This is a genomic window from Marinobacter sp. SS8-8 (assembly GCF_030540945.1).
Classification (GTDB): Bacteria; Pseudomonadota; Gammaproteobacteria; order Pseudomonadales; family Oleiphilaceae; genus Marinobacter.
This window is the reverse complement of record NZ_JASSVN010000012.1, coordinates 96,346-121,964: the sequence shown is the minus strand read 5'-3', so window position 1 is coordinate 121,964 and position 25,619 is coordinate 96,346. Positions and strand designations below refer to the sequence as shown.

Sequence of the window (25,619 nt, the reverse complement as noted above, 5' to 3'; positions counted from 1 at the left end):
TCGTGGCGATCACCTTCATTGTGGATCAAGTGGATGATGAGCCGGACATTTTGACGTCTATTGCGCACCAGAATCTGAGGATTTTGACTACCGCCGGAGCTGTCCTGCTGGAGGTACCGGCGCCTAATAGCGGCTGGACTCAGTCAACGCTGGAATACGCGACGCGGGATATTACAGGGCTTCCTCTGGATGCCTATTTGGGTGACAGCTGGGTTGGTTCGACTGAGGTTTGATTAAATTAATGGGCCCGAGCCCTGCTTACTTCTTGGTCTACCGGCCTATGAGATCGGTATTGCGGCGCATTTGTGAAGAAGCTCGATGTCGCCAAGGAATAGTTTTACCGGCTTGTTTTGGGCATCCCATATAGCAATGAGCGCCTCCTTATCCGCAGTGGCCAGGCACTTCGCAAATTTTTCGACGTCTTCAAAAGAGCCATAGCGAACGGCCGCAGCAACCGATCCGAGATAAGGTCCGCACTTATAAGCCTTCGTTTCCGGCACACTTTCCCCATTATTCATTTCACCTTTGCCCCTATTCCTTTAGGACGAGCTGAGCCTTAGGGTATTACTTGAGCACGCTCTTCAATAACTGGTCATATTGCTGGCGCATGTCGGCTGTCAGCCCAATCAGATGACCATGCTCGACCAGAGCGGTTGTCGCAGACACAAGTTCAGCATCCAGGACACCCTGGTAACGGGTGTCACGCAAGGTTGTGTTGACTGCGTTCTGCAACACAGTAAGACCATCCACCAGCGTCGGCTGAGAGTTACTCAACCAAAATCCAATCCGGTATCGGCATGGTGCGAACCCTAACTCTGCGCATCGGTTGTAGGCAGCCATTGTTTTCTGAGCCACTTCTTGAAGGTGGCTTCTATCAATTTCGTTCGACAATGGAACAATGTTGACAGGATCGCGGACCAGGTGATTCTGCAGATCCGTTTCAGCGATAAAGTAATCCGCTGGCCAGTAACCTGATCCCGCTGCCGCCGTCATCAAACTATAGGCAGCTTCTTCCCGCCCAGGAATCTCAGTCTCGGCGAACAACAGCAGAAGGGCATTATTCACAAGCACATCTATGCTGGCATCACCGGCGGCCAATCGGTTGACCCAGTAATGGGCTCCGTAATGGACAATGAAAGGCACCCCAACCTGTTCTCTTTTGTGCGGTGAGCTTGTCGATGTGTGATCCATCCCGATCGCCAGAAGCAGCGTTTTAAGCCGCGGATCGCTGGTATCCAGGTTGTCCCCAAAGATCGCATTCACTCTATCAAAGGTGACTTCCGGGAACGGTTTTGCTCGATTGGCATCAGTCTCTGCGGCAACGGTTGGGGCCACCACGGCGCCCCAGATCGCAACGCTCAGGATCAGGCTCTTGAATGTCATTACTGAACCACCGAATTACGTACACGGTGGATTTGCCACTGGCCAAAGTCCGAGGAATAGGACAGCACAATGGTTCTCTGGATCCTGGGTGGATAATCGACACATTGGTTGCTTACAGAATATATAAGCTTAGCCATCCGGGTTGCAGAACCTGACGTGTGGCCTCCCTGAAGGCTTAGCGTCTCGCACTGGGCATTGAGTCGCTCAATATCCAGAACACGCCGTTGCTCAATGTCTTCGTTCTGGCCTGTAATCGTGGCAAGCCGCCGTACCAGCTTGTTGTGACGCTCACGTTTGTGCGCTGTAAAAAAGCGATCGAGATCTTCGTCTGACAGTCCAATCGCTGCCTTCTGGTAATAGCCTTGAACTAGCTGAGCTGCCTTATCTTGGGTCGCAAATTTGCGTGCTTTCTCTCCAGGTTCAGGCGGATCAGCCCATACGGCATTGGCGGCCAGCAGGAAAGATAGAATGGTGAGGGCTTGTGGCTTCATTGGATAGTTACTCCGCGAAATAGCCTTTTCGGTCCATTTTGGCTTTGCGCCACACTGGAAGAAGGAGTTTGATGAGAGCATCCCGGTCCGGAATGGCTCGAATGCTTATGATCGGCTGATCGTCATCGTGTGTTTCTATAACGAGAGTGGACAGCCCGAAGATTCCGAGCAGTCCTGCAGGGGGACTTTTGAAATCTGTTATATCGCTGATTTCACAGAACAGTTCCCGGCGGAAAATTGACGTAATCCCTTTAGCTTCTTTGATTTTATTTCGGGTAATCACGGTTCGCTCATAGCGAGTGCTCAGATAAGCCATCAAACAGGACAGAATCGCAAATACCAGGGTGCCGGCAATTGCATACTCAATCATTTGATCTAAGGCCTCACCGTATGAGCGCCCGATACCAGAATTCCACAAAAGCAGTCCGAACGCGGCGGCAAATGTGATGATTCCCCAGAAAATGTACGTCCCTAGATTCACCAACTGTGAAGGACTCCCCTGCCAGATCACCTCCTCATCGTCATAGCGAACCGGCTCGTCCACCCTCTTCGTTGAACCTGGTTCTCCGATAACTTGTGAATGACTCTCCGCCATAAAACCTCCCTATGCGGCCAGTTGGTGCTGTTTCAGGAAACTGACGCCACCCGAGACCGTTGTGATTATTCGGGTCGGTGCTGGGTAAACCGACTGTCGCTGTTTACTGTCCGCACCCAGAACCAAATGACATAGGGGGCGGAGACCCTGCTGTTCCAAAAAATCGAGTTGCGGGGAGTTATCAACGATCATCAGCCACTCAATGTTGATTTCCGAGGCTCTGACCTGATTCATGATCGCAAGTGGGTTCAAGGCCTGATCGAAATGGTCCAGAACCAGGACTGGGTGTATTCCCGAGAACATGACGTGTTCACGACCACGACACTCACAGAGGCTGAAGCTGGTGACCGTTTCGAGCAGCGTGTAAAGAGCTCGGTCTGCGACCGGCCCCGAACTCGTGTATTCCGTGATATGGAAGACTTTCATTGCTATTCCTATTGGCGCGCGGCCTCATAGGCCCCCAGTAGCAACATAAAGCTAATGGCCATGCCAAAAGCCGTAATAGCGCGGCTGATCGAGCTATAAACACGGTCTTTGTACTTGTACAAACCGGACACAGAGAGGGCGATTTCAACCAAGCCAAAAAGAACGCTGAGCTTGGCCGAAATAAAAAGCAAAATCGGGAACGTCAGGCTTATCGGGTCGCCTGACCTGATGACAGCAAACATCGCAATGGAAGCGAGCGCCACAACAAGCACGGGGTAGGAACGAGGCGACCTCAACCAACGAATCATTGTTCAGCTCTGGCCGGCGGCGCGATGGTCAACCTGATGCCACACTTTCACCGGTGCCTGGTGTGATTGGCGCTCACATACCGCCCCATCATAGATTGCAACGCACTGAATTAACGCGGCACCCTGTTGGAACGCGAATGCAACGGCTTTGAAATAAACGGCGGTCACCGACTCTGCATCGGTCTGGAATTGATATTTCCGCCGATCACTGGCGTAGAGATCAGCCGAGAACATCTGTGGCGATCTTTTTCTGTCTTTGAATCCAAAAGGCACAATATTGTTCAAAGAAGACTCCAATCAGATAAACAGAGACGCGATTAGGAACAGGGCTGCGCCGGTAATTGCGACATTGAACTGGCGATCCTGAAGAATCAGTTGGTCACGTTGCTGAAGATCGAGTTTTCCGGATTCATAAAGCCGGTTAACGAAATACCGGATAAATGGTGTGGTGATGAACATGCCCTGCTCTCCTCTATCAACAACAGCGGTAGATGGTAGGCAGAACAACCGGCGCCGAAGAGAGATAAAGGATCACCATGGAGCGACCCTTTTGAGGATGTTGGGGGACTATGGTCTTGGGTAGTCGCCGGCCTTTATGGCTTCCTCTACCAGAGCCAGTTGGTATACATGATTTGCCATTGCCTTGAGGTTTTGTGGGGCACTTAGCCATTGCTGAAGGTCACCCGCATTCTGGTGCGCAATAACCTCGGCGGCGGCAACGGCCACTGCAGGGTTAATCTTTGCGTAGCTTTGCAACTCTTCGAAAGCGATTTTATCCGCCAGGTCCAGCAACTGAGCCCTCGCCATGGATAAAACCGCTTTGTCCCGCCGGTACAGAATACCGACAGGTGTTTTCTCGACCAATGTTCGGGCAATCGCCTGCACCACACATTGTCCGGTTACTATGAAATGGACCAGAATTGTCGAGGCTAAGGCCAGCCCTACCTCGTCAGCCAGACCGGACGCTTCAAGTAACAACGCCAGCTTCACCAACAGGTAGCCAGTGCCGCCCCATATTGAGAGGGTGCTGAATAGCGCTATTTTTCGGTGCCTTGATGAGGATAGGCCCCGACATTGGAGCTTGTTCAAATCTATGCCGGAAATCGCTGAAACCATGGGTTAGCCCTCACGAATGATCACAAAACTACCCTCTCACACTCTCGTGATCCGGCAACTCACCCCATTGTCTCCAGACGATATCTTGTTCCTGGCGTATGTTTCTAAGACACTTGGAGCGACGGTCGCACTCATGTGATCCTCAAAAACAGCGCGAATCGCGAAGCAATCAAAGCATGCCGGAAACTCACAATGTCCAGTGATCAATCGAACGTCCTCAGCATCGACAGACCTCGTTGCTCCCGCTGTGGGGCATTTCGCAGTCTTGAACAGCTGAACGGCTATGACCCACTTGCACCTGCAGGTCAGAAATACCGCAACGCTTACTGCATCCGCTTAGTCGATTGCGAGAGCCCTCAAGCCAAAGCGCTCATAGACTCCCTGGCGAGAAGCATTGAGTAAACGCCACTATCTCAGTTGGGTCACTTCAAACAACCATAATTAGTTTGTTTCTTTTGTTTCTTTTGTTTCTTTGTTATTGTTGGGCACATCCACAACACGGAAGGATTAGCCATGCGGCACCCGGAAATATCCAATGAAGCAATCATTGCTGCCGGCAAAAAATTGCAGGAAGCGGGCCGTCGGATTACTGGCTTTGGTCTCAGAAAAATGACCGGGGGTGGATCGCCAGACCGCCTTCTTCGGGTATGGGAGGAGCATTGTGAAGCTGAGCGCAACCAAGGGCGTCCAAGCGCCAGAACTCAGGGACTACCCAAAGATATCGAGCACTCGCTGAAGGACTTGGCCTCCCCTTTGATGGACTGTGTGCGCCAGTTAGCGCTTGAGCTTTACGAAAAATCAGAAACGCATATCCAGCAGCAAACAGCGTCGGATATGGAGATGAGCCGAAAGGAACAGGAAAAAGCGAGGGCCGAGTTGCTGGATGCCCAATCCATGCTGCAGGAGCTCGAAGAAGATCTCGGTTATGCTCGCGCTGAGCGCATTAAATTATCGTCCGAGCTGAAATCCGCTCGAAAAGATATAGAAATTCTACAGCGCCAGGTCTCAGAACTTGAGCGCTCACTGGCGGTGGCTCAGGAAAAATACCACCATGAAGGCGCGCTAAAAGACGCTGCGCTTGAGGCCTTGAAAGAAGAGAAAAGGGAGAATGAGGAGCTCGCCAAGACGATAAGCTTACTCAGAGCGCAAATGGATGAGCTTTCGCAGCATCATGCCAAACAAATCGACCAACTGCTTGAGAAAATGAAACCCATTGGCCCGATGACCAAAAAGTAAGCCAGGGCCCAAGGGGTCTGGCTTCCCCCCTGGACCTTGGCAATGGTTATTTAAGCTGTCTTTCGTGGACGATCTTTCAGCACCTGAGAGATGAGGTCAAACCCTCGAGGATCTCTCACCAGCTGATCTGCCCAATCGACACCTTTAATGTCCGATTCAAGAATCGGCGTTGGTGGCAGAAGTTGAATCACAGCTACCCCCTTCTCAGTCAGACGCTGAGTCAGGGTGTTGGCAGCGATTTCTCCGGCCTGGTTTCTATCTTTATCCACCATCACAAGTACTGTGTTGACGCCTTCTGGCGGCTCAAACGACTGCAGCATGGTGGTTGATAGCGTTGGCCAAACCGTCAGGCCTGTCATCTGCGACACCGCGAGAGCCGTTTCCAGCCCTTCCGCGATCCCAATGACGCCTTTTGGTTGCTGAAAGAGGCGGATCTGCCGTCCCTTACTGTGTTTATTCACAGAGGGGGTCAGTTTTCTGGCTTTATTCTTACGTCCCAGAAAATCCACTTTCAGGCCACTCTTGGTGATGAATGTCCGATGAATGGATACCGGCTCTCCCGCATTGTTGCGAACCAGGGCCAGTACCGCGCCATAGGTCCCCAAAACTCCGCCATCTGCGCCCACGTAATTCAGGGCGCAATGGAATCTCAGGTCACAGGCTGACATCGCGGCTTTCTTCACTCTTCTGCGCTCAAAGTAGGCCCTTGCGGGATAGGCACGCAGATCGTTTAAGGATACCGATTCCCGCCAAACCTGATTCAACCATAGCCTGAGCGTGGTCTCGTCAATGGGTTTTGGCTGGGGCACACGTATCGGTCCGGCTACGACAGATCGATTGCCAAGAAAGGCTTCGAGTTCGTCATAGGCCCTGGTAAAGGACCACTCATTGACCCACATCAGCATATCGATGCCTTCGGGAATGACGCGCCAGTTCTGTTTTACGCCACCTCCAGTCATGTTGGCGTCGCGGAAAAGCCGAAATCCATCCACACCACCCTCTACGGGGCAAGGCACATTGGTGCCCACTTTACTGATGGCCTGTTCCAGAGCCGGAGCAAGCGCCAGAAAGGCACTGAGCCAGCGGCCCTCCATTCGGCGTTTCAGGCTGGTTGAGTCTCTTTTATTCATGTTTTCTCCTCAATAACAGTGACTATCAATGGATTGCCACTGCAGAGCAGTGGACAGAAGGGGCGAAAGCCCCCTCAGAGACATCAGTGAATCGTCAGGACGACTCGCTTATAGGGCACCCAGGTATCACCAAACTGCTGGTAAAACAGTTCGGTGACACGCTCGGGCTCATAGATGGTGATGAGGCGGATCGGCTTGCCCTGACGGGTTGTCAGGCTTTGCTCGATTTTTTCGGATGAGGGCATGGTGAGTTCCTTTCAAAAGAACGGGACACACCAGCCCATGAGGGACAGTGTGTCCCTTGTGGGGGTTGAGTCAGCTCATGAATTTGCGACGGTAGTACCGAAGCCAATCGAGCATTTTGTCGGGGTCGACTTCCCATTCACGACAGCACTGCGCAAACGAAAAGGGCATTTCCCGGTTTTCAGACAGTATCCAATCCCAGGCTTCATCAGACGGCTTCCTTCGCAGGCCACCACGTGATTCGCCAAAGGCACTTCGGACGGTTTCGATCAGGAGTTTTTCCCTGATGACAGGGATCTCCTGGTCCTGGAACGCCAGCGGTTCGCCCAAAGGCGCACTGAGCTCCGGTTTTCTGGTGTAGTTCTCCATGTGTCCTCCTTGCGGAGAAACACGCCAACCCCTTGCGGGTAACGTGTTCCCGCTGGGTTGGTGGAAAGAAGTGAAATCACATATCGAGTTCGAGCACGTTGCTCGCGATGCTGAAAAGCGCCGATTGGAGCTGACTCACATCGCTGATGACGCACCAGTTCTCGAAGAAGCGTTTCACCGCTGGTGACCCTATGCCGATGGCGTAGGTGTCGATATGGCCTTTGATCAGGCCGTTGAGGTAGTTCACTGCCTGGGGATTGTTGGGATCCCCATCGGTTATGACGATCATCACCTGACGAGCTTTATGGCTCGCAGTAAGTTCACGGGCTGCGTAAAGCATGGCTTCCGCCAGAGGAGTTCCTCCACCGGAGTCCACGCAAAACCTCCCCAGATTCGGGCGAACGGGTTGTCCGCGTCGGATCATGGGGCTGACAGAACCACCGTTCCCGGGAAACATCGAAACTGCGATGTCACACTTGGGAATCGTTGATATCGCCAGCGCCAGTGAGACCGTTGCCTGGTTAGCAATTTCTTGCTGATGCTGCATGGAACCACTGCAATCAAGCAGAACATGCACCGAGGTCTCCGGTCGCGATGTCTCATCGCGCTGGATAAACACGCGAGCATCACCTGAAGCCAGACGGCTCAGTCGACGACCGTCTACCCGCCTGCCCCTGATATGAAGCCTCTGAGACTGACGGGTTTGGGCTTGAAGCAGGCCAATCAGGCGACTGCGGATCGCTGACGACGTCAGAATGCCCGCCTGCAATTGCCCGTTGTCACCCCGGTCGTTGCCACCAAGTTCCCCCACAGCTGAATCAATCTGGAAATGCTGTCCAGACTGGTCTTTGCGGGCTTGAGACGACAAAGCATCACGCAGTTGGTTGGCGGTATCTTCCGGCAAATCGGTTTCTTGCAAGATCCGATCGTGGGTCGATGCGCCATTCGATGATTGATCCATCGTGCCGTCCGTTGAGTTATCCCCGGGATCGGAGCTAACGGACGGATTCGCCGGGTCCGTGCAGGACGACGGGGCGGTGGCTGGATCCTCCGGAGAATCGGACTCCCCTGCCCCCTGGTTTTCTGAGGTTGATTCATTGGCATCAGCGTCCTGGCTTCCGCTTCCACCAGACGACTCGCCCTGGAAGGGCTTGTCCTGCTGCGGAGCTTCACCGGAATCGGTCTGCTGCTGTTGTTTCTCATCCTCAGCGTCTTTCAGCGCCTTGAGTATTGCTCGGGCAACTTTAAGACAATCGTCACTGCACTGCAGGTTGGTCATGTATTTCCCAAGCAATCCATCCAAACGGACGAAAAAGCCAGCGGGAAAGGTTTGCTCTACTACCTGTCGACTGGCAGTGATGAGCGGTTGGTAGACCTCGCGGGACAGATACTCTCCATACAAGCGGTGGTAGAGGTAACGAAACAGCTGTGATGCTTCGTTTTCTTCACTGCTTGGTACGGGGGTCCATCCCTGTGCATGGATATATTCCTCCATTGCCGTCAGGGTGAATCGGGTACCGGGAAAAGCGTCCTGAATCAGGCCTTCTATCCGGATGTCCTCAATCAGGTTGGTCAGGTTGCGTTCGATCGCCGACCGGCACCTGCTCAATGTGGTGAAGTCGGAATCACGAATGTGAGCCGATTCATGAGCCAGATATCCGAACAGAACATCTTTTAGCTCAGACAGCGAATCGAGCATCGGTAGAACAATCGTCTGGCCGTTGGTGCACGCATCGCTGCCCGAAAGCACAACGCGAACCCCAAACTGCTCCCCATAGGCCGCAGCTACGATCGGCAATGCCCGTTCCAGGGCAGTTTTCTGATGTCTCATATAACCCCCTAGAAGTAGGCGCCCATCGAAACGACAGACGGTTTTGGTGTGGTTGATGCAAGTGAAGCGCCGCTTTCGCTCACATCCGTTCTCAGTCCTTCAATGAGCCTGGTCACCGAGAACTGGCCGTTTACGATGCATTCCAGCTTTTTATCGTCGGAACACATGGTCAGAAAGGTCAGCACACGCCCGAAACACGGGTGATCCTGATCGATCCGAACCGCGGGGATGGATTCCCGAAGTGCTCGGAACTCACTCAGGACCCTGAGAATCCGGCCGTTGCCAAAGCTCAGGGTGTCCAGTTTGCTGACCAGCGGGTCCAGCTGCTTCGAGAGGTTCTGGCCGCTGATGGCGCGTTTCCGCTCCAACAGACGATCGGACATTTCCCGGCAGCTCAGGCCTATTTCGTGCAGGATCTGGTCAGCAATTTCGACCTCATCCGGCTCAAAACCCTCAAGGGGTTGGAGTTTGTAGAGCTTGAACTCGAACTTGAATGCGTTCGCTACCGTTTCCCGGTCTGGTACCTGGTCCCGGATAATGTGAGCGTATTCGTCGTTCTCCGTGATCCAGTCCTCTTTATTCCTGTCAAAATCGTTGAGAAATTGCTGCAACGCTGACTCAAAGGACTGCTTTACGGTTTCCAGTCTGGCAACCACGTCATCGATGGCATCGTCGCGAACGGCGAAACCACCCATAAAGCGGGTTCCCTGTGCCAGACACGCTCTTTCAGCCGCTTTTCGCTTATTCAGCAGCGGATCGAGAGCCCTGGGCGGAAATATTTTCTTCCGGCCCAGGTCCAGCAATTTCTGTGGCGGTAGTTTGCCGTTGACGCCTAAAAGAATATCGCTGTCCCGTGAGGCTTTTTTCTCGCCGGACCAGCAACGCATTTTCAAATAGACAAGGGTGGTTCCATGGATAAATTCCATGTCGGATCTCCTGAGTTGAGAAGGTGGTGACCGCCGGGATTCCGGCGGGTATGAGGTTTGGCTCAATGAGCCTGGAGGTTCAGTGTCGATCTCAGAAAAATGCGGCTTTGGTGCCTGAACAGATGGCGTTCAGATCAACCGGGGCATCACATGCGCCCAGTGCAACACCGTATTTTTTGAAATCCGATTCGGTGCAGCGCTGACGCAGCGCCGCGAATTCTGATCCTTTGGCGATAAGCTCGATGAGCTCATCAAAGTCCGAGGTCAGAAGTTGGTTGTTGTCGTCTGCAATCTGAACCGGGCCACGCAAGGTGTCCGAGGTATCGGATTTCCGGAAGTGGCGCCGAAATGCAAACAGGAGAAGCAATGCAAGGGGCCCTTCGCTGATTTCAGCGCCGCCACTGTACTTGCCATGGTAAATCGACTGAAAAACCGGCAACTGCTCCAGTTCTTCCGCCATATCGCAGAATTGCTCTGCAAAACGATCGCTTGTGGCGTCCAGCCAGTCACGCATTTGATGGTCAGAGACCTTCGAACTGACGTGATACCACAAGGATGAGGGAAGCGAGTTCTGCTCTTCGGAAAGAGCGATCACGCGGCAGGTTTCAGGGTCCACGGTCAGGCCTTCTGCCCGGGTGTAACCTTTGCCTAACTTATCGTTCAGCCGTTTCCGCCAATTGCTGTCACTCGTTGGCGAATAGCGGAGACTGGAACCACGGCGGCCATACCAGATGTCATGACCCCCATCCGAATTAGGCTTACTGTCGATGGCCCAGATCTTGTCTGAGGTTGAGTCCCGGTAGTGCAGGACGGTAATCGATCCGCTCATTGGGTATCTCCCTGTGTCCAGTTCGAACCAAAAACGTCCTTTGCGATCTGCTCGATGGCAATTCGCTGCTCAGGTTCGGCTTTTGCGGTCAGAGACTGCTTAAGCGCGTAGGCCAGAGCGTTTGGTGCATTACGAAAACTCAGAGACAGCTTTGCCCACCGGCACAACGTACGAGTGGACATGGTGACGGTCAGCGGTGTCGCTGATTCTTCACCGCCGATGAATAGCCTGCGGATCTGATTCGCAACGCGAACCATATTCCGGCGGATTTCTTCGGGCAGCTCCGGGGTTTTCTGTTCGAGGATCATCAGTTCGACATCCTCGGTTGGATAGTCCACTTCAACCATCCTGAAACGATCCAGAAAGGCAATATCAAGCTGGTTAACGCCTTGATACAGCCCGGTGCTGTCGCCAGAACCGAGGCTGTTGCCGTTTACGATGAACCGAAAGTTTTCATGGGCGTGAATGATCTCTCCCCCGTTTGTCGCAATGACCAGCGGGTGTCCTTCAAGGACATCGTGGAGAGCCGCTAGCTGACCAGGATCAGCTCGGTCAATCTCGTTCAAAATAAAGAGATGGCCGTCACGCATGGCGATGGAAAGGGGTCCGTAGACGAACTCCATAGAGCCATTCACCAGTTTCCATGTGCCCACCAGGTCATCGAATTCCATGCGCGAGTGCGCAGTAAAACTCTGCACCGGCCAGTTAAGGCGTGAGGCGACTTGGTACGGCAAGGTGGTTTTTCCGGCACCGTAATGACCAGAAAAGTACAATCCGTCACCATCGGGATCATCCAGAAAACTCAGGATGTCCCTCAGTGTCTCCCGGCGAAATACATAACCGTCATTTCGTTTTGGGATAAACGGGTTGCTGATATCAGAGAATCCAGCGGTCATCACTTCGACCGGGACGTCCAGGTTAAAGGTGTTGCGAATAGCCATAGCTTGGTCGCGTACAGTCATAAAAAGGCTCCTTGAGTGAGGTTTCTCACCGAACCAGAGCGCATCAACCACCCAGTAGGTGATGATGGCCTACTGGCTGGTAAAGATTTGAAGAGAGTGGATATACAGCCGTAGCCGTCGTGTCCGTTTCAATATCCGGGATAGACACTTATTTTGTCGTGCAAGCACGAACAAAATGCTTTCGGAGTTGCCTGGAGCCAGGTAACCGCCTTCCCTATGGCCCTACCCAAGAAGAACATAGGGGAGACAGATACAAAGCGGAAAATGAGCTGTTCCGAGGGGTAAACCCCGGAACAGTCATGCAGTGGATTAGAAGTAAGCGGCCTTCACTGACGTCACCAGCTCATCAACTGCGGGGTTGACCAAATCATCTTCTGACTTGGTGAAGCGAACTTCTTCCCGAGTTGGTTTGCGATAGGGTTCCAGTTCGCTACTCACATCTTTACCTGGGAAGGTATCCCGCAGATAAGCGAGGTAGTCGATGCTGCCGGCCTTCTCAAACCGCGTAACTTTGACACCTCCGATATCCGCGCGTTGAAACGCCCCCATCAGATCGGTCATAGCACGCTGGACGCCCTTCTGGTCTTTTTCCAAGGCCTTCAGTTCGTCCTTCAGTTTCCTGATGCGATGCTGCTGGCTGCGCCAGGCATCGGCATAGGCTTCCCACTTGAACTTTTCCGTTCCGCTTTCCGGTATATACCAGTCACGATCAGGGTCCAGTTCAGGAGGGGTTTTGGTCTGGACTTGTTCCCAGAACTGCTTGGCCGCTTCCAGAATCTGGTTCTCACGTTCAGGCGTCAGTCGAATCTCGAAATCCTGATCCGAACCGTCTTCACGGTAGAAAATCAGCCGTCCGACACGGGTGCCAGCAACAGTTAACTGTGCCTGCACCTGGGCTTCGTAAAGCTTGAATGTCGGTGACGCAACGCCGTTGGCTTCAAGATCCTCCCAGACTGCTTTGGAGGGCGCTTTGAACTCATAAGGCTGATTGTGTGAATCGATGCCATCGAATGACGCACGAAGTACATCCCATCGCGCACATTCGCCGCACACCGGTAGCAGAATTTCACCGTAACGGTTTTCTGCGACCTTGCGTGCCTCATCCTCCAGAGCAATGCCCCGCTGGATGTTGGGATTACCAGAGAGATCTGGTGGGTTAATGCGACCTGTTTTCTCAGCCCAGAGCTGCCAAACGGTCTTGTAAGGGCTGAGTCCCAGAATGACGGGAATGTCGGTGGCGGTGACCCCCAGACTTCTCCAGTTCAACCATTCGTCTGAACGCTGGTTCAGGTCTACTACAGTCATTTTCGGCATTACGAGATCTCCTGATCGGGGTAATGCCGCCCAAAGGGGTGCATTACCCCATTGGGAAGGTTGAGTGATTAAGCGGTCATTGCGATCGCTTGGTCTGTGATGTACTGCTCGCACATTTCGGCGAACAACTTCGCGTAGTTTTCACACGGAAAATCAGCGACCGGGAACTCCGGATACTGAAACTGAACGTCAGGCCTGAATTGACCAATGACGGAATACCAGGCTGGTTTCCCGTCGGATTGCTCAGCTTCCTTGTGAGACTCAAAAACCGCTTCGACCCTGAACGAGCCAAAGTCACGCATTTGTTCCAAGCGTTCGAAGTAAAACATCACGGGTTTGCGTTGAGTGTTCATCGGTTAAGTCCTCTTGAGGGTTAAGAGGGGGGATGAACACTCCGAAGGAGGCTCATGACCCCCTTGGGTGGTTTATAGGTGGTTAGGAATTGACTGCTTGATCGCTGATGTCCGAGTTGCACTCGGTTCTGGCTTTTTCAAGCTCGTCGAACGCCCAGGCCAGCTCTGCTGGCTGTTTGATTCGACTTTCCATAACTTCTTTGCACGCTTCGAAGGCATTTTGTTGCACTGCCCGGTCCACCAGTTGTTTCACGGTGTTTTGAACAGCAATGGATACCTCGTCACGTGGCGGTGGTGCAGGAAGAGCAGCCGGTGAGACGACATTGTTTGCCAGCACAGCCAGGCCTTCTCCATTTTCCTCATTGAGAATCTGAAGGGCCCGGGCCATACGGGGCGTCGACATCGGCCACCATTTGCTCGCTCGTTTAACAATGCTCTTGAGCATCATTTGTTCAGCCCAATCAACCCATGGTCCAAAGCCTTTTTTGAAGGCTTCGCTGACATCCCGAATTTTATCCATGTCCGCCTTGGACATAGCTTCAACGAGAACGCCACCGGAAGGCAGCTCCGCAAGGCAGTAACCCCCGCGAATAGCGCCTCGATCCGTCGAAAACGGATCGCATTTGTGATCGGGTTTATCGGCGGGGCCTTTGTAGGTGAACTCATCATTCTCATAGACGAGTTCAGCCTTGGCCCACCGGATAGCACCAGTTTCAACGCCGATTGCGATCAGGCCGCGATAAGAGATATCGAGCATGACCTTGGCGTCTTCGTTTCGGCGCAATCTGCGTGGAACGAGATAGGCCAGACCCTGGTTTGGGTTGAGGGTTAAGCCCACAGCCGCGACGTTGTACATCGCAAGCCTGAGGCTAGACGGGTTATTCTTTGCGACATCGAGCAGGTATGAATTGTTCATTAACTGCTGAGTGGCAAAGATCTGCTCTTGTTTGAAGTCCAGGCCGGAGCCGGAAAACTTCTCTTTTGAGGATTCAATGGCCTGATGCCACTGAGCGGGTTTCACGACTTGCGGTGTGTGAGTCATAAAATGATCCCTTGCGAGTTGAGTGTTCAGGGGGATAATCCCTGAAGAGGTGAGAGTTGATGCAGACCAACCATTACATCGTCGATGACGCAGGCAATTTTCGGTTCACATCGGTTGGGCTTGAGGAACAGGGGCCTTTGCTGGCAAAAGCGGGCATTGATCCAAAGTCCATCAAGTCCTATGAGGAGTACCTTCAGAGCAGAAAGGCCGCGAGGCCTTACTTTCTGGAGTACCTCAGAGAGCAAACTGACCGAATGCTGGAAGGTCAGCCGAACACCACAGAGTGGCAGGCCGTGCGATCCATTGCGTTTGGTTCAGATGAAGAGCAGAAAGCTCTGATTGAAAAGATGAAGCGCAAACAATCGTTCAGGATTGTTTAGCCTCGGCACGGGCATTGATCTCTTCGATGATTCTGGCGCGAAGCCACTTCAGCGATTTGATCTGCTCCCGGTTGGTGAGTAACACAAGCATTTCTTGCGAATTTGCCAGGTGCCGTTTGAGCTGCTCATCACTCGCTGTCTCCAGCCAGTAATGGACCTCTTTTCTTGAAAACCCCATGGCTGTTCCTTTGAAAAGGATGGGGCTCTCCGGTCAGGGGAAAGTCCCCATCCGGGTTTATTGGTCTACTTCACTACAGCGGAATGTCGTCCCAATCGTAATTGTCGATGGGCGGGCTCTCCTGTGAAGTCTGACCTGAAGGTACGGCAAGACCGTTCTGGGCGCCCTGAGCATCTCGTTTGAAATACTTCGGGAGCTTTTTCGGGAAGTCGTTCACCATAATTTCCGTGGTAAACCGATCTTCTCCGTTCTGACTTCGCCATTGACGGGTTTTCAATTCGCCTTCAATGAGCAGAAGATCCCCAGGTTCGATATTCATCGCGATGTGTTCAGCGGCTTTACCGAATGAAACACAGCGATGCCATTCGGTTGTTTCTTTCCATTGCTGCGATTCCTTGTCCTTGATGGACTTGGATGTAGCGACAGAATAAGAGACAACCTGGGTGCCGGTTGGCGTAGAGCGAACATCTTTCTGGCCAAGTCGGCCGATGAGCTGGACTTTCTGATACATAATCATTTCCTCTTGGGTGGAGTGTATTCAATCTCAACAGGCACACGGCTGTTGGACTGGATGAGTTGCTGCCTACGCATGTGCTCAAGTTCGAGAGGCGTAGCAATAATTGGCCGGATAGCCATGTGTTCAGGTTTCTTGACGCGGCTAAATGCATACCGAATCAGAAGGACAAGCCCTTTAACACAGTGCTGAAGGGCCCATTTCAGGGTTTGCCCCATAACCACGAGTAGGCGATCGCTAAGAGCGGTGCCCCATCTCATGGCATTGAAGACAACCAGGCTGCCGAAGCAGAACCAGAAAAGCGCAAACAAACCGATCAACAGTTCCATCACGCACTCCGTTTAGTCGAAAAGACATAGCCGAACTCGGTGTCATACACCCAGGTCAGGTCATTTCTGGTCGAAGCGTTGAAGTGAGGAAGAACCAACACTTCACCAGCTTGCGAGGTGGCCACGATATAGCGCCCATGGGTGCTTTTCTCGATGGCCAGTTTTATTAGGTACCCGATTTTGTTGGCGTGGGTAGAGTGATGCTTGGGGGCATCGATTTCATGAAGATTCATGAAGCGTTCCTTTTTTGAGTGTGAAACCAGATTGCCGCAGCAATCGCATCCATTTCATGGCTTAGTTGGGGATGCTTATCAGGCGCCGGCGTTCTATGAACGGTCAGCAGCAAGATTCTTGGAAAGCTTCACTGAGGACACACTCAAGTCTGTATCCGTTGACAGGGACACAGGCCGCAGTGGCCTCGGAACACTAGGGCGTGAGAATTGGCGTACCAGGTGAGATAAAGACAGACACGCAAAGACACCGGGCTGAGGTTAAGCAGCTCGAGTCAGTTGCGCGTACTGTCTGGGGGAGTTCGCGAGAAGCGAGGAGAATAGAGTCGGAAGACTCAGGACTGATGTGCGGTATGGCCGTGCTCTTTATCGGCTTCGGCCAGTAGTTTGCGATGATTGAGAGTATCAATTCTCGCGGCCACTGCGATTCCGACGACGATGAGCGCTGTTAAAACACCTACAAAGACTATCACTTGAGCCTCCATAGCTTATGAACCTCCTGTCAGTTTGGTTGATTCTTGATCATCCTTCAACTCCTTTGGGGAATTGGGGGGATGATCCAGACGGGTTCGTAAGAGTTCAACAACGGTTGTGTGATAAGCGACCTTACCAGCAACAATGACCCGTATGGCGAGAATGATGATCGCAAAGATCATATAGATCGCCAGCTTCAGGATGTCAGAGTTGATCATGACTTCCCAAAGAGACAGGCTGATGGGTAACACAGTAAAACTGGTTACCGCCATTGAAACAGCTCTCCAGCGGGCAGCGTTGGTTTTTGAGCTGATGTACAGCTTTTGATTTGATGTGAACATGGTTTTCTCCGGTTTAGCGTTAAGCCAGATTGCCGCAGCAATCGCATCCGTTTCGTGGCTAGGTTGGGGATGCTTATCAGGTGCCGAGTTCGGAGAACTGCAGCAACAAGATTCCGGAGATCGCCGTTTACACGGTCAGCCCTGCCCTCTCAAAGAAAAAAGCACGGCATGACCGGAGTTCTGGCTTATAGCGAGAAAATCCAGCAGCAAGGGATGCACTGAAGAACAGAACTACAGGGTTGAACAACGCAGATGCGAGGATACGGGAGGTTTGAGTCTGGCTATGAGCCTGATGCCAGGGTCGACTCGGTGAGGCATCAAAGAGAAAGTTACAACACCGGTCTGCGCCTGACAAGCAGTTATTCGAGCAAAATGCTCAGGATTGTTACCGGTGGTGGATTGCGTGAGTTGTGACGGGCCGTAATACAGATCTCACGGTTTATAGGGCCTTCTGCTGGGAATCTGTAACAGTACAATGAGTATGGACGCACAATGGGCAAGATTTTGAGGGGCCACACCAGACGCCGCCCGGTACCGAATGTGATAATCGTCGATTAAGGTTGCTTAGACTCATCGCGGATATAAGCTAATCCAATACACACAACCAACAACCAGAGCTTTTTATGAGCCGCGAAAAATTCGAGATCTACAGAACACGACGAAGCCTGATTGCCCAGAGCGGCCGACTAGCCTTGGGCAGTGAGCCAGGTCTGAAGAAAGTGATTCGAAAGATGTCAGATGATGACCTGGCGCGGCATCTCATCGCTTCCAGCCCTGAAGCTGCGTATGGCCTCGACGGTTTGGTCATAGCCGAGGAGCTTTTTTGGGAGTCGGAAGGCAAACACATTATTTTCCCCCAGTCGGCTGGTTTTATCGAACGTCTCCTCAATGCAAAATTCGATCTGAGTGTGGTTGGCGGCTTCCAGCTGCCCTTCCCTGCATTCATGCTGCCGATGCCACTGGGCTTTACCCATGGTGGCACCCACATTCGGGGCATTCTGGTGACCAGCTACCGCCTGAACGAGACGCGAGAGATCATGCTGCGATATGCAAATTATCTGCAGCAGCCGTTCAATCCGGTGCTGTCGCGAGGCTTGGGTATTGACGAACAATCCTGCAAGCGCCACTTCAAGGTGCCCGAAGAAGCTCAGAATCCGGTCTCTGAGGAGTTAAAAAAGGATGAACCTTTGCTGTGCATCTCCTTGTTGGATGGGAACCGGGATCCCGTGATGTCTTCGACCATCAGGGGATCAGAAGGATTTAGTCGAATCGGCGATCTTCTTTCAGCCTCAACTCCGGAGGAGTTTTCACAACGGCTTGGTCCTATGAAACAGGCCAATTACCGGGTTCGCGGACTCTCCCGAGAGGACGAAGCGGCTGAATTCTACGCATTCAAGATTGTTTGTGCGCTGTCTGTATACAACATGGCGACCAACGGTGATCTGCTGAAACCCGGTTTTCCGGGCGAGCTGGCACCCCATATCGAGGGTCGGCTGGATCGCAAAGGCAGTCAGAGCTTCACGCTCGGCTACAGTGAATCAATGAGTGAGCACCACTCGGCACCGGGTATGCACTACCGGCAATGGCATTTCCGGCAGCTCAAGGATAAGCGTTACTATCAGGGGGAGTACGAAAGCAAACCCGTCGGTTCGCGTTGGGTGTTTGTTCGCGATACGGTAGTCGCGGCCCGTGGCGCCGACGCCTATACCCTGGAAGAGTAGCCAGGAAACACATAGGTAGAGATTTACGAGATGTGCTGATGCGTTTAGTATCGGTGGCAAATTGCAGTCCACCGAATCCACGTTAGACAAAAGGGCGTGCCCCGTGCAAAACAAAGAACTGATTCAGCAAATTTTGAGAATCGCCAACAGTGCTCGTGAAAGCGGCCAATACGTGCAAATTGAGTCAATGCTGCCAACGGTATCGATCATGCGCGGCGACGATGATGAGTTCTTTTTTCAGGAGCACCAGGCGGACGACATTCTGGAGAAGGCGCAGAAAATCATCGTTGATCTTGGTGAGGAAGCAGAGATGGAGCTTTCGGTTGAGGATGTCTTACTGTACCAGGCTCAGAATTGGTAACAGTGCGGAAGTGGATGAAGGTCGCCGTCGGCTTACAGTTTCTTTGCTATATCAGCCAATCATAGCGTCTTAGTGGCTGATCTGGGGCCTCATCAGATATCCGTGTTCTACATATTGTGAGTGCTCGATTCGCTTCAAAGAGCCAAACACGGTATAGCCGCCAGCAGTCCACGTACCCATGAAACCGGTCTGCGGGATCCGTATACAGTGGCACTTGAGTCGTCTGATAATTTCTTTGCTCGTACTCGCGACTCCCTACGGCGTGATTCTGCTCCCACGAGGACAGCATAGTCGTCACCGGCCCAATCTCGATTTCCGGCAGCGCGTCAGCTACAGTCTGGGAAATGCCGTCATCAGCTTCGAAGTGATCCCGCATGATGTAGTAAAGACTCTTTAGCTGTTTCACTAATCCCACAATTGAGTCCACCGTATCTGGGATTTCGACTCCTCGTGAAACTGCTCGGTGCAGCATCTCGAAGCACGACTCCATCTCTGGTGAAAACCGAGCGACCGGCTCGTCTGGAAGAACAAATACCGGTCCCGTAGCTTTTCTGCTCATGATCTATCCTTACATCGATTTCTCATTTTTAACCACTACAAGAGCTTCGCCGATCACCCTCGGGTGTTAATGGATGGAAAAGCTGAGCGCCACAGCTGGACCCCATGAATTTGGCTGTGGGACGAAGTGTTTTATGCCGTCAGTATATCTCGCAGAATGCAGAACACCTCGAGACTATCTCTAAAATGGAAGCCATGCGTGTTCGGAGCGAAGTATTCGAACACAGTACTCCATGGTAGTTTTACCGACACCCATGGCATCGCAGGCAGCTTTCACCGTGTATCCCTGCTCGACCACCAGCTGGGCAGCCTCCAAATGGACTTCCGGACTGAAGGACCTCTTTTTTTCGTCTTCGTCTTCACCTGATTCATTATGTGAGTGATCATACAACTCAACATCAGGTGGCCAGATTCACTATGCCACTACATGAAATCTGTTAGGAACCGGAAGATGGATCGTGAACCAAACAAAGAATTTTCGATGACGATGCCGAACCCTCGCTTGTTAACAGAGATTGAAACGGCCAGGCAGCAAGTCGTGCGAGCGGTCAACAGCTCTATGGTTCAGACCTATTGGCATATTGGCCGGCTCATTATCGAGGACGAGCAGCAGGGGGAGGCCCGAGCCGCCTATGGAAGGCAGCAGCTTCAGCGCCTGTCCCAAGAATTAACCAAAGAGTTTGGAAAAGGCTTTGATGTCACGAACCTGCGTAATATGCGTCGGTTCTATGAAACGTTTCCGAATCGAGAGACAGTGTCTCCCGAATTGAGCTGGTCGCATTACAATCATCTTTCTCGCATTGAGAACCCCGAAGCTCGCGCATGGTGCCAGCAAGAAGCGATCCAGGAGGGATGGAGTGTTCGTGCACTGGAACGGCAGATCGGTACGCTGTATTACGAACGGCTCCTAAGTAGTCAGGATCGGACATCGGTAAAGCAGGAGGCCAAGATCCAGACACGCCCATTGTCCGAGCCGGACCCCCAACCAGTTTATTGATGCCATAACAGTTCTCCAGATCTAATCCAAGTTTCATTTTGACTTCCTTTTCAAATCGTTAATTTCAAAAAACTGTGAACTAACACTGCTCACGCATACCTGCTTGAAAACTCGTCCATCGAATTTGATACAGTAAACTTCACGTCATCACCCAGGGCCTCAAAGTGTGCATGACCGCATTTTATTTTGGCGTTTTCCTCTGGGCGGCGCTCTACCGAGAAGAGCGTGCTCTTGGTTTCAACAACGAAATAAAGTTTTGCTTTTCCGTCCTTTTCAATCAGTACCGCCCAATCAGGGTTATAACCGCCTAGGGGAGTATCGATCTTGAACCAGCCGGGGAGTTTGGCGTAGAGCTTAATATCGTCGTTTCGCTCAAAGGCCGAGGCAAACTCCAGTTCGATATCAGAGTCGTAAACGACGTGGTCGAAGACTGACTTTTCAGCTTTCACCATGTTGTCTTTCAGGTAGCCGAACAATTCGTTTTGTTGGAATAGCTCCTGAGCATAGAACTGATCGTCACCAATTTTGTGGTACTTGATCCCGTCGACGATAAACAGGCGCATCTGACTTTTGATGATGTTGGCGGCCTGCTCGATAAACTTCTGCGGGTTATTCTTGAAAGATTCCAGGCGGCCACTTTTTTTGATAATGGCAACAATGCTGCGGCGCGTCAGGTTGGTTTCGTTCTGTAAGTAAGTGATCAAATCGGGCAAATCAAATGCGCGGGACTCGTAAACACTGGTTGTTTCCTGAACCTGCTCGGTATGCACGCCGCCCCGGTCTATTTCAGTCTTCGCCTTACGGTAAGTGAAGCGAGCCTTACCCACCTGAAGGTTAATTTTGATCTCTTCGGCGCACTTTTCGATCAGCGCGTTGGCATCAAAGTCCACGCGGAACGTGGTTCTGTATTTAATACGATCCCACAGCGCCTGAAACTCGGGGCTGAGATACACGGCTTTGTTCAGAGAAACCTTGGCTTTGTCATCACGGTTCTTGATGTTCAGGTTGCCAGCTACTTTCTTCAGTACCGACACAATCTGTGCTGCATGGGGCTGGAATGCCTCAGGCAACGCCAGAGTACCGTTCTTTAACGATACCCTAAGGCTATCCTGGACTTTACCTTTGCTGTCAATGTGGCTTTCGCTCTGCAAGTGCTCCCACAACTGCTTTGACGCCTCGGTACCTAGATATTCGTGATTGTGGTCGTCAACCGGCACCACGATATTGGCAAACAGGTGCTTTTCAACCACACCAAACTTGATGCCTTCTTCGTTTTCGATTTCCTTCTGCAATTGCTCTGCAAATTGCTCGTAGGATTCATTGGCCATCACGGTGAGTGTATTCACAGCAAAACCGTGTACACGCTCGCCATCTTGGTTAACGCAGATGCGCAAGCCCCGACCGATCTCCTGGCGTTTTTTGATCACCGAACTGGTTTCGTTCAAGGTGCATATCTGGAAGACATTAGGGTTGTCCCAGCCCTCCTTGAGCGCTGAGTGAGAGAAGATAAACTTCAGCTTTGAATCAAAGCTCAGCAGTTTCTCTTTGTCTTTCATGATCAGGTTATAGGCGCTTTCATCGGCGGCAGTTTTGCCCGATGAGTCTTTCACCATCTCGTTGCCAGAGCTGTCTTTTTTCTTGTCGACAGAGAAATAGCCGTTATGCACACCTTGCGCCGCCGTATCTAAATCGGCACCTTCGAATAGCTGGCTGTACTTGGGCTTACGAATGGCGCGATCGTATTCTTCTTCAAACATCAGGGCGAACTTGCCCTTTTGCGCGTTGCCGTCTTCGTCATACCAGCGGTAGTTGGCGACCTTGTCGATAAAAAACAGGCTCAGCACCTTAATGCCCTGTGGGCGCAGGCGCATTTCTTTATCGAGATGTTCTTCAACGGTCTTGCGGATTTGCAGGCGCTTAAACTCATCCGGGTCTACTTCGCCCAAGGCCTGACCCAGTTTCAGAATATCGGGCTTACTGGTAAAGCTGATGTATTCATTGCCCTGTTCGCAGTAGATGTCTTCAATGATGTAGCCGTCGTATACGTCGCGTCCACCGCTGTACTTGGCATCCAGCAAATCCGCTCCGCTGGTCACCGTGACCTCCTTGCGCTTAATGCTGCCATTCTTCAGGCGAGCATCAATTTCGATTTTGGCACTGATCGGACTTTTTTTGTTGTTCACACTTAGCAGCTTGATATAGGCCTTGTTGTGGCCGTCCTTAACCTCAATACCCGCCACTTCAATCTGCTTGACCAGTTTTTGCTCATAGGCATCGACTGAGTCCAGCTTGTAGAGCATATGGTACGGATTTCTATGTGTTGCGGAATAACGCAGCGTGCACATAGGGTTAAGCGAGGCGATGGCCTCCTTACTTTTATCTGTGGTGTCAACGCTCTGGGGTTCATCGACAATCACAATCGGGTTGGTTTGCTGGATAAACTCAATCGGCTTGGCACCGGTCATGCGGTCGTGTGCCCGGTGAATGATGTTGGCTTTGTTCTCCTGCTCCGGATCGGTGAAGCTTTTCCGGAAGGCATCGATATTAATCACCATGATCTGAATGTCAGGGCTGGTCGCAAAGCTACGCACATCCGACAGCTTACTGGAATCGTAAGTGAAATAGTCAAAGGCAACGTTTTCGTACAGCTCTTTAAAATGAGTCGCCGTAATTTCCAGTGACTTTTGCACACCTTCTTTAATGGCAATGGACGGCACCACGATAATAAACTTGGAAAAGCCATAGAGCCGGTTCATTTCGAAAACCGTACGCAGGTAAACGTAGGTTTTACCTGTGCCGGTTTCCATTTCTACCGTCAGGTTGATACCGCCTTTTGAATCAAAATATTCTGACGGCGCGAGGCCATTTTTCAGCTGTATTTTGCGGATATTGGCATGGATATCTTCATCCAGCAGGCGTAGGCGGTTACCAATACCCAGAGTATCTTCCTGAGTGCCATGAAACAGCGAGCCTTCTTCCCATGATTGTAGCGGCGCTACCGTGAAGTTGGTCTGGCAGATTTCCTGGCCGGCGAATACGCCCGTTACCGACTCAATGGCATCACGCTGATAATCCAGATTGGCATCGAACTGAATCTTCATGCTCATCTTACAGGCTCCTTACGTCTTCAATACCGGCCTGCTTGAGAATCTGTACCGCGTTAGTTTTTACCACGTCATCGGCAAAGCCAGCGTCTTTGAAGACCACGCGCATAATTTCCGGCTTCAGTTCGTCTTTGAGTTTGGCAATGCCTTCTACTACGTCGAGAGTAATGTCGTCCGACAGACAGATCATCAGCGCACCCATACCGATATCAAAGACTTTATGACCTGCTACGATATGCTCAGTAATCGGTAACGTCAGATCCAGACCGTACTTCAACAGTACCTCGTAGAGCACATCCTCATCTTTGCGGCCATGTTTGATATTGGAGATTTGATCTTCCAGATCCTGCTCCGTCAGATCAAAGTCTAGTTCCCAGGGTTTTATATTGGTGGAATCCAACTTGAACACCTTAAAGCCAAGGTCACCAGCGTAATCCGCCATAGTGGTTTTTAACTTTTCACTTACGCCTACAAGACGTCTTTTACCGATATCAACAATTGATTTAAATCCTGCTGCAAAAGCTTCTGAGTCCTGTTTAATCGGTTCTGGAATTTGAACCAAAAGAATCTTTCGATTTGTGGATTGCTCTGCATTCAATTCAAAAACCGCCTGAGCAGTTGTACATGAACCTGCAAAAAAATCGACGATCACATCGTCTTGGCATGAAAATGTTGCAATCAAATATTTGAGCAATAAAACAGGCTTCACAGTATCTAAACCATGTTTATTTCCCACCAGATCGTTTAAATCTGATTTACCGGACTCTGCTGTCCCTGTAAGGTCGGGATCCATAAAGCAATAAATTGGGTATAGTGGGTCTTGTTCTTCATGCTCGTATTTCTTTTCTTGAGGAACACCATCATCATTTAACTGAATTCGATTATTCTTGAATAGGTTGTCTATTGTTTCCCGACCAGCCTTCCATCGATAATCTTCATCTGGCTGATAACCACCAGATTCAAATCGCATGGTTTCCCTTCTGAAGGTCCCTCGATTTGAGGTCAAAATTGTGGTTAATCTATATTTTCCGTCAGAATCTTCATTAGGATATGTTCTTAATTTTGCGGAAACAACATTGAACTTTAATTCATCTCCAGAACGTCTACCGTAAACTACAACGTACTCAGCTACTTTTTGTGGCCTAAATTTAGCATCTCCAGCATTGGTTGGTTTTGCTCTAGACTTCCAAGTAAAGATAGCTACGCGGTTTTCTTCACCGAAAATCTCATTCATTATTGAAATCAGATTCGCAAGCTCTGCATCACCTATAGAAACTAGGATTACGCCATCATCATTAAGCATGTTCCTTGCAAGCTTTAAACGAGGGTACATCATATTCAACCAATTAGTATGATAGCGTCCGCTTGTTTCCGGATTGCTGGATAAGTTGCGTCCTTCGTCGTCGACCTGACCAGTGAACTCTTTGTAGTTTTTGATATTGTCTTGAAAGTTATCTTTGTAAACAAAATCCTTACCGGTGTTGTATGGCGGGTCGATATAGATCATTTTGACTTTCTTGTGATAGCTCTTTTGCAGCAGCTTTAGCACTTCAAGGTTGTCGCCTTCGATAAATAGATTCTGAGTCGAGTCCCAATCAACGGATTCTTCTTTGCAGGGGCGCAGGGTGCCGGTACTTGGGGTTTGTGCTAGCATGCGGGCTTTGCTTTTGCCATTCCAGGTGAAGCTGTAGCGCTCTTCACGGCCATCAATGTAGCTACCCAGCACTTCTTTTAGGGCATCGAAGTCGACTTTGCCTTCGGTAAAGGCTTCTGGGAAAAGTTCTTTGAGTTTGCTTATGTTGTCGGCGACGATGTCCATGCTTTTACTATCCACTTCTGGAATAACATTTTTCACTGTGTTTCCTCTCAATCCTTTTG

The 25,619-nt window shown here is 51.3% G+C and carries 34 protein-coding genes; 6 read left to right on the top strand and 28 right to left on the bottom strand.

The window, feature by feature from the left end; translation table 11 throughout:
- Window positions 1–2 precede the first annotated feature (2 nt).
- Window positions 3–233: a hypothetical protein gene (locus QPL96_RS13320; protein ID WP_303287806.1), complete on the top strand. Its 231-nt coding sequence runs from the start codon at window positions 3–5 to the stop codon at window positions 231–233.
- 45 nt (window positions 234–278) lie between these two features.
- Here QPL96_RS13320 and QPL96_RS13315 read toward each other — a convergent pair whose 3' ends face one another.
- From QPL96_RS13315 to QPL96_RS13275, 9 genes are all read right to left on the bottom strand, one after another.
- Window positions 279–518 carry a hypothetical protein gene (locus QPL96_RS13315; protein WP_072678497.1) on the bottom strand — a complete coding sequence of 80 codons (240 nt, stop codon included), beginning with the start codon at window positions 516–518 and terminating at the stop codon, window positions 279–281.
- Between the two features lie 46 nt (window positions 519–564).
- Entirely contained in the window at window positions 565–1,383 is an 819-nt protein-coding gene (locus QPL96_RS13310) for a hypothetical protein (protein WP_011783439.1), read from the bottom strand.
- Window positions 1,383–1,874 carry a hypothetical protein gene (locus tag QPL96_RS13305; protein WP_303287805.1) on the bottom strand — a complete coding sequence of 164 codons (492 nt, stop codon included), beginning with the start codon at window positions 1,872–1,874 and terminating at the stop codon, window positions 1,383–1,385. The genes QPL96_RS13310 and QPL96_RS13305 overlap by 1 nt, the downstream gene beginning before the upstream one ends.
- 7 nt (window positions 1,875–1,881) lie before the next feature.
- On the bottom strand, window positions 1,882–2,469 hold the full coding sequence (locus QPL96_RS13300; protein ID WP_303287804.1) for a hypothetical protein: 588 nt from the start codon (window positions 2,467–2,469) through the stop codon (window positions 1,882–1,884).
- Window positions 2,470–2,478: 9 nt separating this feature from the next.
- Window positions 2,479–2,895 carry a hypothetical protein gene (locus QPL96_RS13295; protein ID WP_303287803.1) on the bottom strand — a complete coding sequence of 139 codons (417 nt, stop codon included), beginning with the start codon at window positions 2,893–2,895 and terminating at the stop codon, window positions 2,479–2,481.
- 8 nt (window positions 2,896–2,903) lie between these two features.
- Window positions 2,904–3,203: a hypothetical protein gene (locus QPL96_RS13290; RefSeq protein ID WP_202348403.1), complete on the bottom strand. Its 300-nt coding sequence runs from the start codon at window positions 3,201–3,203 to the stop codon at window positions 2,904–2,906.
- A gap of 3 nt (window positions 3,204–3,206) precedes the next feature.
- Entirely contained in the window at window positions 3,207–3,488 is a 282-nt protein-coding gene (locus QPL96_RS13285; protein WP_138436168.1) for a hypothetical protein, read from the bottom strand.
- 12 nt (window positions 3,489–3,500) lie between these two features.
- The gene (locus QPL96_RS13280) at window positions 3,501–3,662 is read right to left on the bottom strand and encodes a hypothetical protein (protein ID WP_171040003.1); all 162 of its coding nucleotides are present in this window, start codon (window positions 3,660–3,662) and stop codon (window positions 3,501–3,503) included.
- A 108-nt stretch (window positions 3,663–3,770) separates the two neighbouring features.
- Entirely contained in the window at window positions 3,771–4,319 is a 549-nt protein-coding gene (locus QPL96_RS13275; protein WP_202348411.1) for a hypothetical protein, read from the bottom strand.
- Window positions 4,320–4,832: 513 nt separating this feature from the next.
- Between QPL96_RS13275 and QPL96_RS13270 the strand changes: the two genes are divergently transcribed.
- On the top strand, window positions 4,833–5,555 hold the full coding sequence (locus QPL96_RS13270; protein ID WP_303287802.1) for a DNA-binding protein: 723 nt from the start codon (window positions 4,833–4,835) through the stop codon (window positions 5,553–5,555).
- Window positions 5,556–5,605: 50 nt separating this feature from the next.
- Here the strand turns inward: QPL96_RS13270 and QPL96_RS13265 are convergent, their stop codons facing one another.
- From QPL96_RS13265 to QPL96_RS13220, 10 genes are all read right to left on the bottom strand, one after another.
- A complete protein-coding gene (locus QPL96_RS13265; protein WP_303287801.1) occupies window positions 5,606–6,649 on the bottom strand; it encodes a toprim domain-containing protein in 1,044 nt (347 codons plus the stop codon).
- A gap of 119 nt (window positions 6,650–6,768) precedes the next feature.
- On the bottom strand, window positions 6,769–6,930 hold the full coding sequence (locus QPL96_RS13260; protein WP_157680783.1) for a hypothetical protein: 162 nt from the start codon (window positions 6,928–6,930) through the stop codon (window positions 6,769–6,771).
- A gap of 70 nt (window positions 6,931–7,000) precedes the next feature.
- The gene (locus tag QPL96_RS13255) at window positions 7,001–7,297 is read right to left on the bottom strand and encodes a hypothetical protein (RefSeq protein WP_011783431.1); all 297 of its coding nucleotides are present in this window, start codon (window positions 7,295–7,297) and stop codon (window positions 7,001–7,003) included.
- A gap of 76 nt (window positions 7,298–7,373) precedes the next feature.
- Window positions 7,374–9,128 carry a VWA domain-containing protein gene (locus QPL96_RS13250; RefSeq protein WP_011783430.1) on the bottom strand — a complete coding sequence of 585 codons (1,755 nt, stop codon included), beginning with the start codon at window positions 9,126–9,128 and terminating at the stop codon, window positions 7,374–7,376.
- An 8-nt stretch (window positions 9,129–9,136) separates the two neighbouring features.
- Window positions 9,137–10,054: a DUF3150 domain-containing protein gene (locus QPL96_RS13245; RefSeq protein WP_011783429.1), complete on the bottom strand. Its 918-nt coding sequence runs from the start codon at window positions 10,052–10,054 to the stop codon at window positions 9,137–9,139.
- 91 nt (window positions 10,055–10,145) lie between these two features.
- Window positions 10,146–10,883, bottom strand: a complete 738-nt coding sequence (locus QPL96_RS13240; RefSeq protein WP_011783428.1) for a hypothetical protein — start codon at window positions 10,881–10,883, stop codon at window positions 10,146–10,148.
- Window positions 10,880–11,824 carry an AAA family ATPase gene (locus QPL96_RS13235; protein WP_228263806.1) on the bottom strand — a complete coding sequence of 315 codons (945 nt, stop codon included), beginning with the start codon at window positions 11,822–11,824 and terminating at the stop codon, window positions 10,880–10,882. The genes QPL96_RS13240 and QPL96_RS13235 overlap by 4 nt, the downstream gene beginning before the upstream one ends.
- Window positions 11,825–12,154: 330 nt before the next feature.
- Window positions 12,155–13,159: a YqaJ viral recombinase family protein gene (locus QPL96_RS13230; protein ID WP_083557638.1), complete on the bottom strand. Its 1,005-nt coding sequence runs from the start codon at window positions 13,157–13,159 to the stop codon at window positions 12,155–12,157.
- A 68-nt stretch (window positions 13,160–13,227) separates the two neighbouring features.
- Complete coding sequence (locus QPL96_RS13225) at window positions 13,228–13,512, bottom strand: hypothetical protein (protein WP_072678484.1); 285 nt, start codon at window positions 13,510–13,512, stop codon at window positions 13,228–13,230.
- An 82-nt stretch (window positions 13,513–13,594) separates the two neighbouring features.
- Window positions 13,595–14,554 (bottom strand): recombinase RecT, encoded by a 960-nt coding sequence (locus QPL96_RS13220; RefSeq protein WP_072678483.1) that lies wholly within the window; start codon window positions 14,552–14,554, stop codon window positions 13,595–13,597.
- Window positions 14,555–14,613: 59 nt separating this feature from the next.
- On the opposite strand from QPL96_RS13220, the gene QPL96_RS13215 reads away from it, so the two are divergent.
- Complete coding sequence (locus QPL96_RS13215; protein ID WP_303287800.1) at window positions 14,614–14,934, top strand: hypothetical protein; 321 nt, start codon at window positions 14,614–14,616, stop codon at window positions 14,932–14,934.
- Here QPL96_RS13215 and QPL96_RS13210 read toward each other — a convergent pair.
- The 6 genes from QPL96_RS13210 to QPL96_RS13185 form a co-directional block, all read right to left on the bottom strand.
- Window positions 14,921–15,112, bottom strand: a complete 192-nt coding sequence (locus QPL96_RS13210) for a hypothetical protein (RefSeq protein ID WP_041657523.1) — start codon at window positions 15,110–15,112, stop codon at window positions 14,921–14,923. The two genes, QPL96_RS13215 and QPL96_RS13210, sit on opposite strands and share 14 nt — an antisense overlap.
- Window positions 15,113–15,185: 73 nt before the next feature.
- Window positions 15,186–15,623, bottom strand: a complete 438-nt coding sequence (locus QPL96_RS13205; protein WP_072678481.1) for a single-stranded DNA-binding protein — start codon at window positions 15,621–15,623, stop codon at window positions 15,186–15,188.
- 2 nt (window positions 15,624–15,625) lie between these two features.
- Window positions 15,626–15,955 carry a hypothetical protein gene (locus QPL96_RS13200; RefSeq protein ID WP_303287799.1) on the bottom strand — a complete coding sequence of 110 codons (330 nt, stop codon included), beginning with the start codon at window positions 15,953–15,955 and terminating at the stop codon, window positions 15,626–15,628.
- Entirely contained in the window at window positions 15,955–16,188 is a 234-nt protein-coding gene (locus QPL96_RS13195) for a hypothetical protein (RefSeq protein WP_303287798.1), read from the bottom strand. Before QPL96_RS13195 ends, QPL96_RS13200 begins: the two co-directional genes overlap by 1 nt.
- A gap of 332 nt (window positions 16,189–16,520) precedes the next feature.
- The gene (locus tag QPL96_RS13190) at window positions 16,521–16,670 is read right to left on the bottom strand and encodes a hypothetical protein (RefSeq protein ID WP_157680784.1); all 150 of its coding nucleotides are present in this window, start codon (window positions 16,668–16,670) and stop codon (window positions 16,521–16,523) included.
- Window positions 16,671–16,673: 3 nt separating this feature from the next.
- Window positions 16,674–17,000 carry a hypothetical protein gene (locus QPL96_RS13185; protein ID WP_011783420.1) on the bottom strand — a complete coding sequence of 109 codons (327 nt, stop codon included), beginning with the start codon at window positions 16,998–17,000 and terminating at the stop codon, window positions 16,674–16,676.
- A 623-nt stretch (window positions 17,001–17,623) separates the two neighbouring features.
- On the opposite strand from QPL96_RS13185, the gene QPL96_RS13180 reads away from it, so the two are divergent.
- The gene (locus QPL96_RS13180) at window positions 17,624–18,721 is read left to right on the top strand and encodes a hypothetical protein (RefSeq protein WP_303287797.1); all 1,098 of its coding nucleotides are present in this window, start codon (window positions 17,624–17,626) and stop codon (window positions 18,719–18,721) included.
- Window positions 18,722–18,824: 103 nt separating this feature from the next.
- Window positions 18,825–19,082 (top strand): hypothetical protein, encoded by a 258-nt coding sequence (locus QPL96_RS13175; protein ID WP_303287796.1) that lies wholly within the window; start codon window positions 18,825–18,827, stop codon window positions 19,080–19,082.
- A 739-nt stretch (window positions 19,083–19,821) separates the two neighbouring features.
- On the opposite strand, the gene QPL96_RS19485 is transcribed toward QPL96_RS13175, so the two are convergent.
- Window positions 19,822–20,031, bottom strand: a complete 210-nt coding sequence (locus tag QPL96_RS19485) for a transposase (RefSeq protein WP_011783419.1) — start codon at window positions 20,029–20,031, stop codon at window positions 19,822–19,824.
- A gap of 60 nt (window positions 20,032–20,091) precedes the next feature.
- Between QPL96_RS19485 and QPL96_RS13170 the strand changes: the two genes are divergently transcribed.
- Entirely contained in the window at window positions 20,092–20,637 is a 546-nt protein-coding gene (locus QPL96_RS13170) for a DUF1016 N-terminal domain-containing protein (RefSeq protein ID WP_303287795.1), read from the top strand.
- Between the two features lie 89 nt (window positions 20,638–20,726).
- Here QPL96_RS13170 and QPL96_RS13165 read toward each other — a convergent pair whose 3' ends face one another.
- Both QPL96_RS13165 and QPL96_RS13160 read right to left on the bottom strand, forming a co-directional pair.
- Window positions 20,727–23,744 carry a type III restriction-modification system endonuclease gene (locus tag QPL96_RS13165; protein WP_303287794.1) on the bottom strand — a complete coding sequence of 1,006 codons (3,018 nt, stop codon included), beginning with the start codon at window positions 23,742–23,744 and terminating at the stop codon, window positions 20,727–20,729.
- Between the two features lies 1 nt (window position 23,745).
- A complete protein-coding gene (locus QPL96_RS13160; RefSeq protein ID WP_303287793.1) occupies window positions 23,746–25,596 on the bottom strand; it encodes a site-specific DNA-methyltransferase in 1,851 nt (616 codons plus the stop codon).
- Window positions 25,597–25,619: the final 23 nt, after the last annotated feature.

Coding starts and splice junctions, on each gene's coding strand:
- QPL96_RS13315 (WP_072678497.1), bottom strand. CDS start 518: ATGAATAATGGGGAAAGTGTGCCGGAAACGAAGGCTTATAAGTGCGGA.
- QPL96_RS13310 (WP_011783439.1), bottom strand. CDS start 1,383: ATGACATTCAAGAGCCTGATCCTGAGCGTTGCGATCTGGGGCGCCGTG.
- QPL96_RS13305 (WP_303287805.1), bottom strand. CDS start 1,874: ATGAAGCCACAAGCCCTCACCATTCTATCTTTCCTGCTGGCCGCCAAT.
- QPL96_RS13300 (WP_303287804.1), bottom strand. CDS start 2,469: ATGGCGGAGAGTCATTCACAAGTTATCGGAGAACCAGGTTCAACGAAG.
- QPL96_RS13295 (WP_303287803.1), bottom strand. CDS start 2,895: ATGAAAGTCTTCCATATCACGGAATACACGAGTTCGGGGCCGGTCGCA.
- QPL96_RS13290 (WP_202348403.1), bottom strand. CDS start 3,203: ATGATTCGTTGGTTGAGGTCGCCTCGTTCCTACCCCGTGCTTGTTGTG.
- QPL96_RS13280 (WP_171040003.1), bottom strand. CDS start 3,662: ATGTTCATCACCACACCATTTATCCGGTATTTCGTTAACCGGCTTTAT.
- QPL96_RS13275 (WP_202348411.1), bottom strand. CDS start 4,319: ATGGTTTCAGCGATTTCCGGCATAGATTTGAACAAGCTCCAATGTCGG.
- QPL96_RS13270 (WP_303287802.1), top strand. CDS start 4,833: ATGCGGCACCCGGAAATATCCAATGAAGCAATCATTGCTGCCGGCAAA.
- QPL96_RS13265 (WP_303287801.1), bottom strand. CDS start 6,649: ATGGAGGGCCGCTGGCTCAGTGCCTTTCTGGCGCTTGCTCCGGCTCTG.
- QPL96_RS13260 (WP_157680783.1), bottom strand. CDS start 6,930: ATGCCCTCATCCGAAAAAATCGAGCAAAGCCTGACAACCCGTCAGGGC.
- QPL96_RS13255 (WP_011783431.1), bottom strand. CDS start 7,297: ATGGAGAACTACACCAGAAAACCGGAGCTCAGTGCGCCTTTGGGCGAA.
- QPL96_RS13250 (WP_011783430.1), bottom strand. CDS start 9,128: ATGAGACATCAGAAAACTGCCCTGGAACGGGCATTGCCGATCGTAGCT.
- QPL96_RS13245 (WP_011783429.1), bottom strand. CDS start 10,054: ATGGAATTTATCCATGGAACCACCCTTGTCTATTTGAAAATGCGTTGC.
- QPL96_RS13240 (WP_011783428.1), bottom strand. CDS start 10,883: ATGAGCGGATCGATTACCGTCCTGCACTACCGGGACTCAACCTCAGAC.
- QPL96_RS13235 (WP_228263806.1), bottom strand. CDS start 11,824: ATGGCTATTCGCAACACCTTTAACCTGGACGTCCCGGTCGAAGTGATG.
- QPL96_RS13230 (WP_083557638.1), bottom strand. CDS start 13,159: ATGCCGAAAATGACTGTAGTAGACCTGAACCAGCGTTCAGACGAATGG.
- QPL96_RS13225 (WP_072678484.1), bottom strand. CDS start 13,512: ATGAACACTCAACGCAAACCCGTGATGTTTTACTTCGAACGCTTGGAA.
- QPL96_RS13220 (WP_072678483.1), bottom strand. CDS start 14,554: ATGACTCACACACCGCAAGTCGTGAAACCCGCTCAGTGGCATCAGGCC.
- QPL96_RS13215 (WP_303287800.1), top strand. CDS start 14,614: ATGCAGACCAACCATTACATCGTCGATGACGCAGGCAATTTTCGGTTC.
- QPL96_RS13210 (WP_041657523.1), bottom strand. CDS start 15,112: ATGGGGTTTTCAAGAAAAGAGGTCCATTACTGGCTGGAGACAGCGAGT.
- QPL96_RS13205 (WP_072678481.1), bottom strand. CDS start 15,623: ATGTATCAGAAAGTCCAGCTCATCGGCCGACTTGGCCAGAAAGATGTT.
- QPL96_RS13200 (WP_303287799.1), bottom strand. CDS start 15,955: ATGGAACTGTTGATCGGTTTGTTTGCGCTTTTCTGGTTCTGCTTCGGC.
- QPL96_RS13195 (WP_303287798.1), bottom strand. CDS start 16,188: ATGAATCTTCATGAAATCGATGCCCCCAAGCATCACTCTACCCACGCC.
- QPL96_RS13190 (WP_157680784.1), bottom strand. CDS start 16,670: ATGGAGGCTCAAGTGATAGTCTTTGTAGGTGTTTTAACAGCGCTCATC.
- QPL96_RS13185 (WP_011783420.1), bottom strand. CDS start 17,000: ATGTTCACATCAAATCAAAAGCTGTACATCAGCTCAAAAACCAACGCT.
- QPL96_RS13180 (WP_303287797.1), top strand. CDS start 17,624: ATGAGCCGCGAAAAATTCGAGATCTACAGAACACGACGAAGCCTGATT.
- QPL96_RS13170 (WP_303287795.1), top strand. CDS start 20,092: ATGGATCGTGAACCAAACAAAGAATTTTCGATGACGATGCCGAACCCT.
- QPL96_RS13165 (WP_303287794.1), bottom strand. CDS start 23,744: ATGAGCATGAAGATTCAGTTCGATGCCAATCTGGATTATCAGCGTGAT.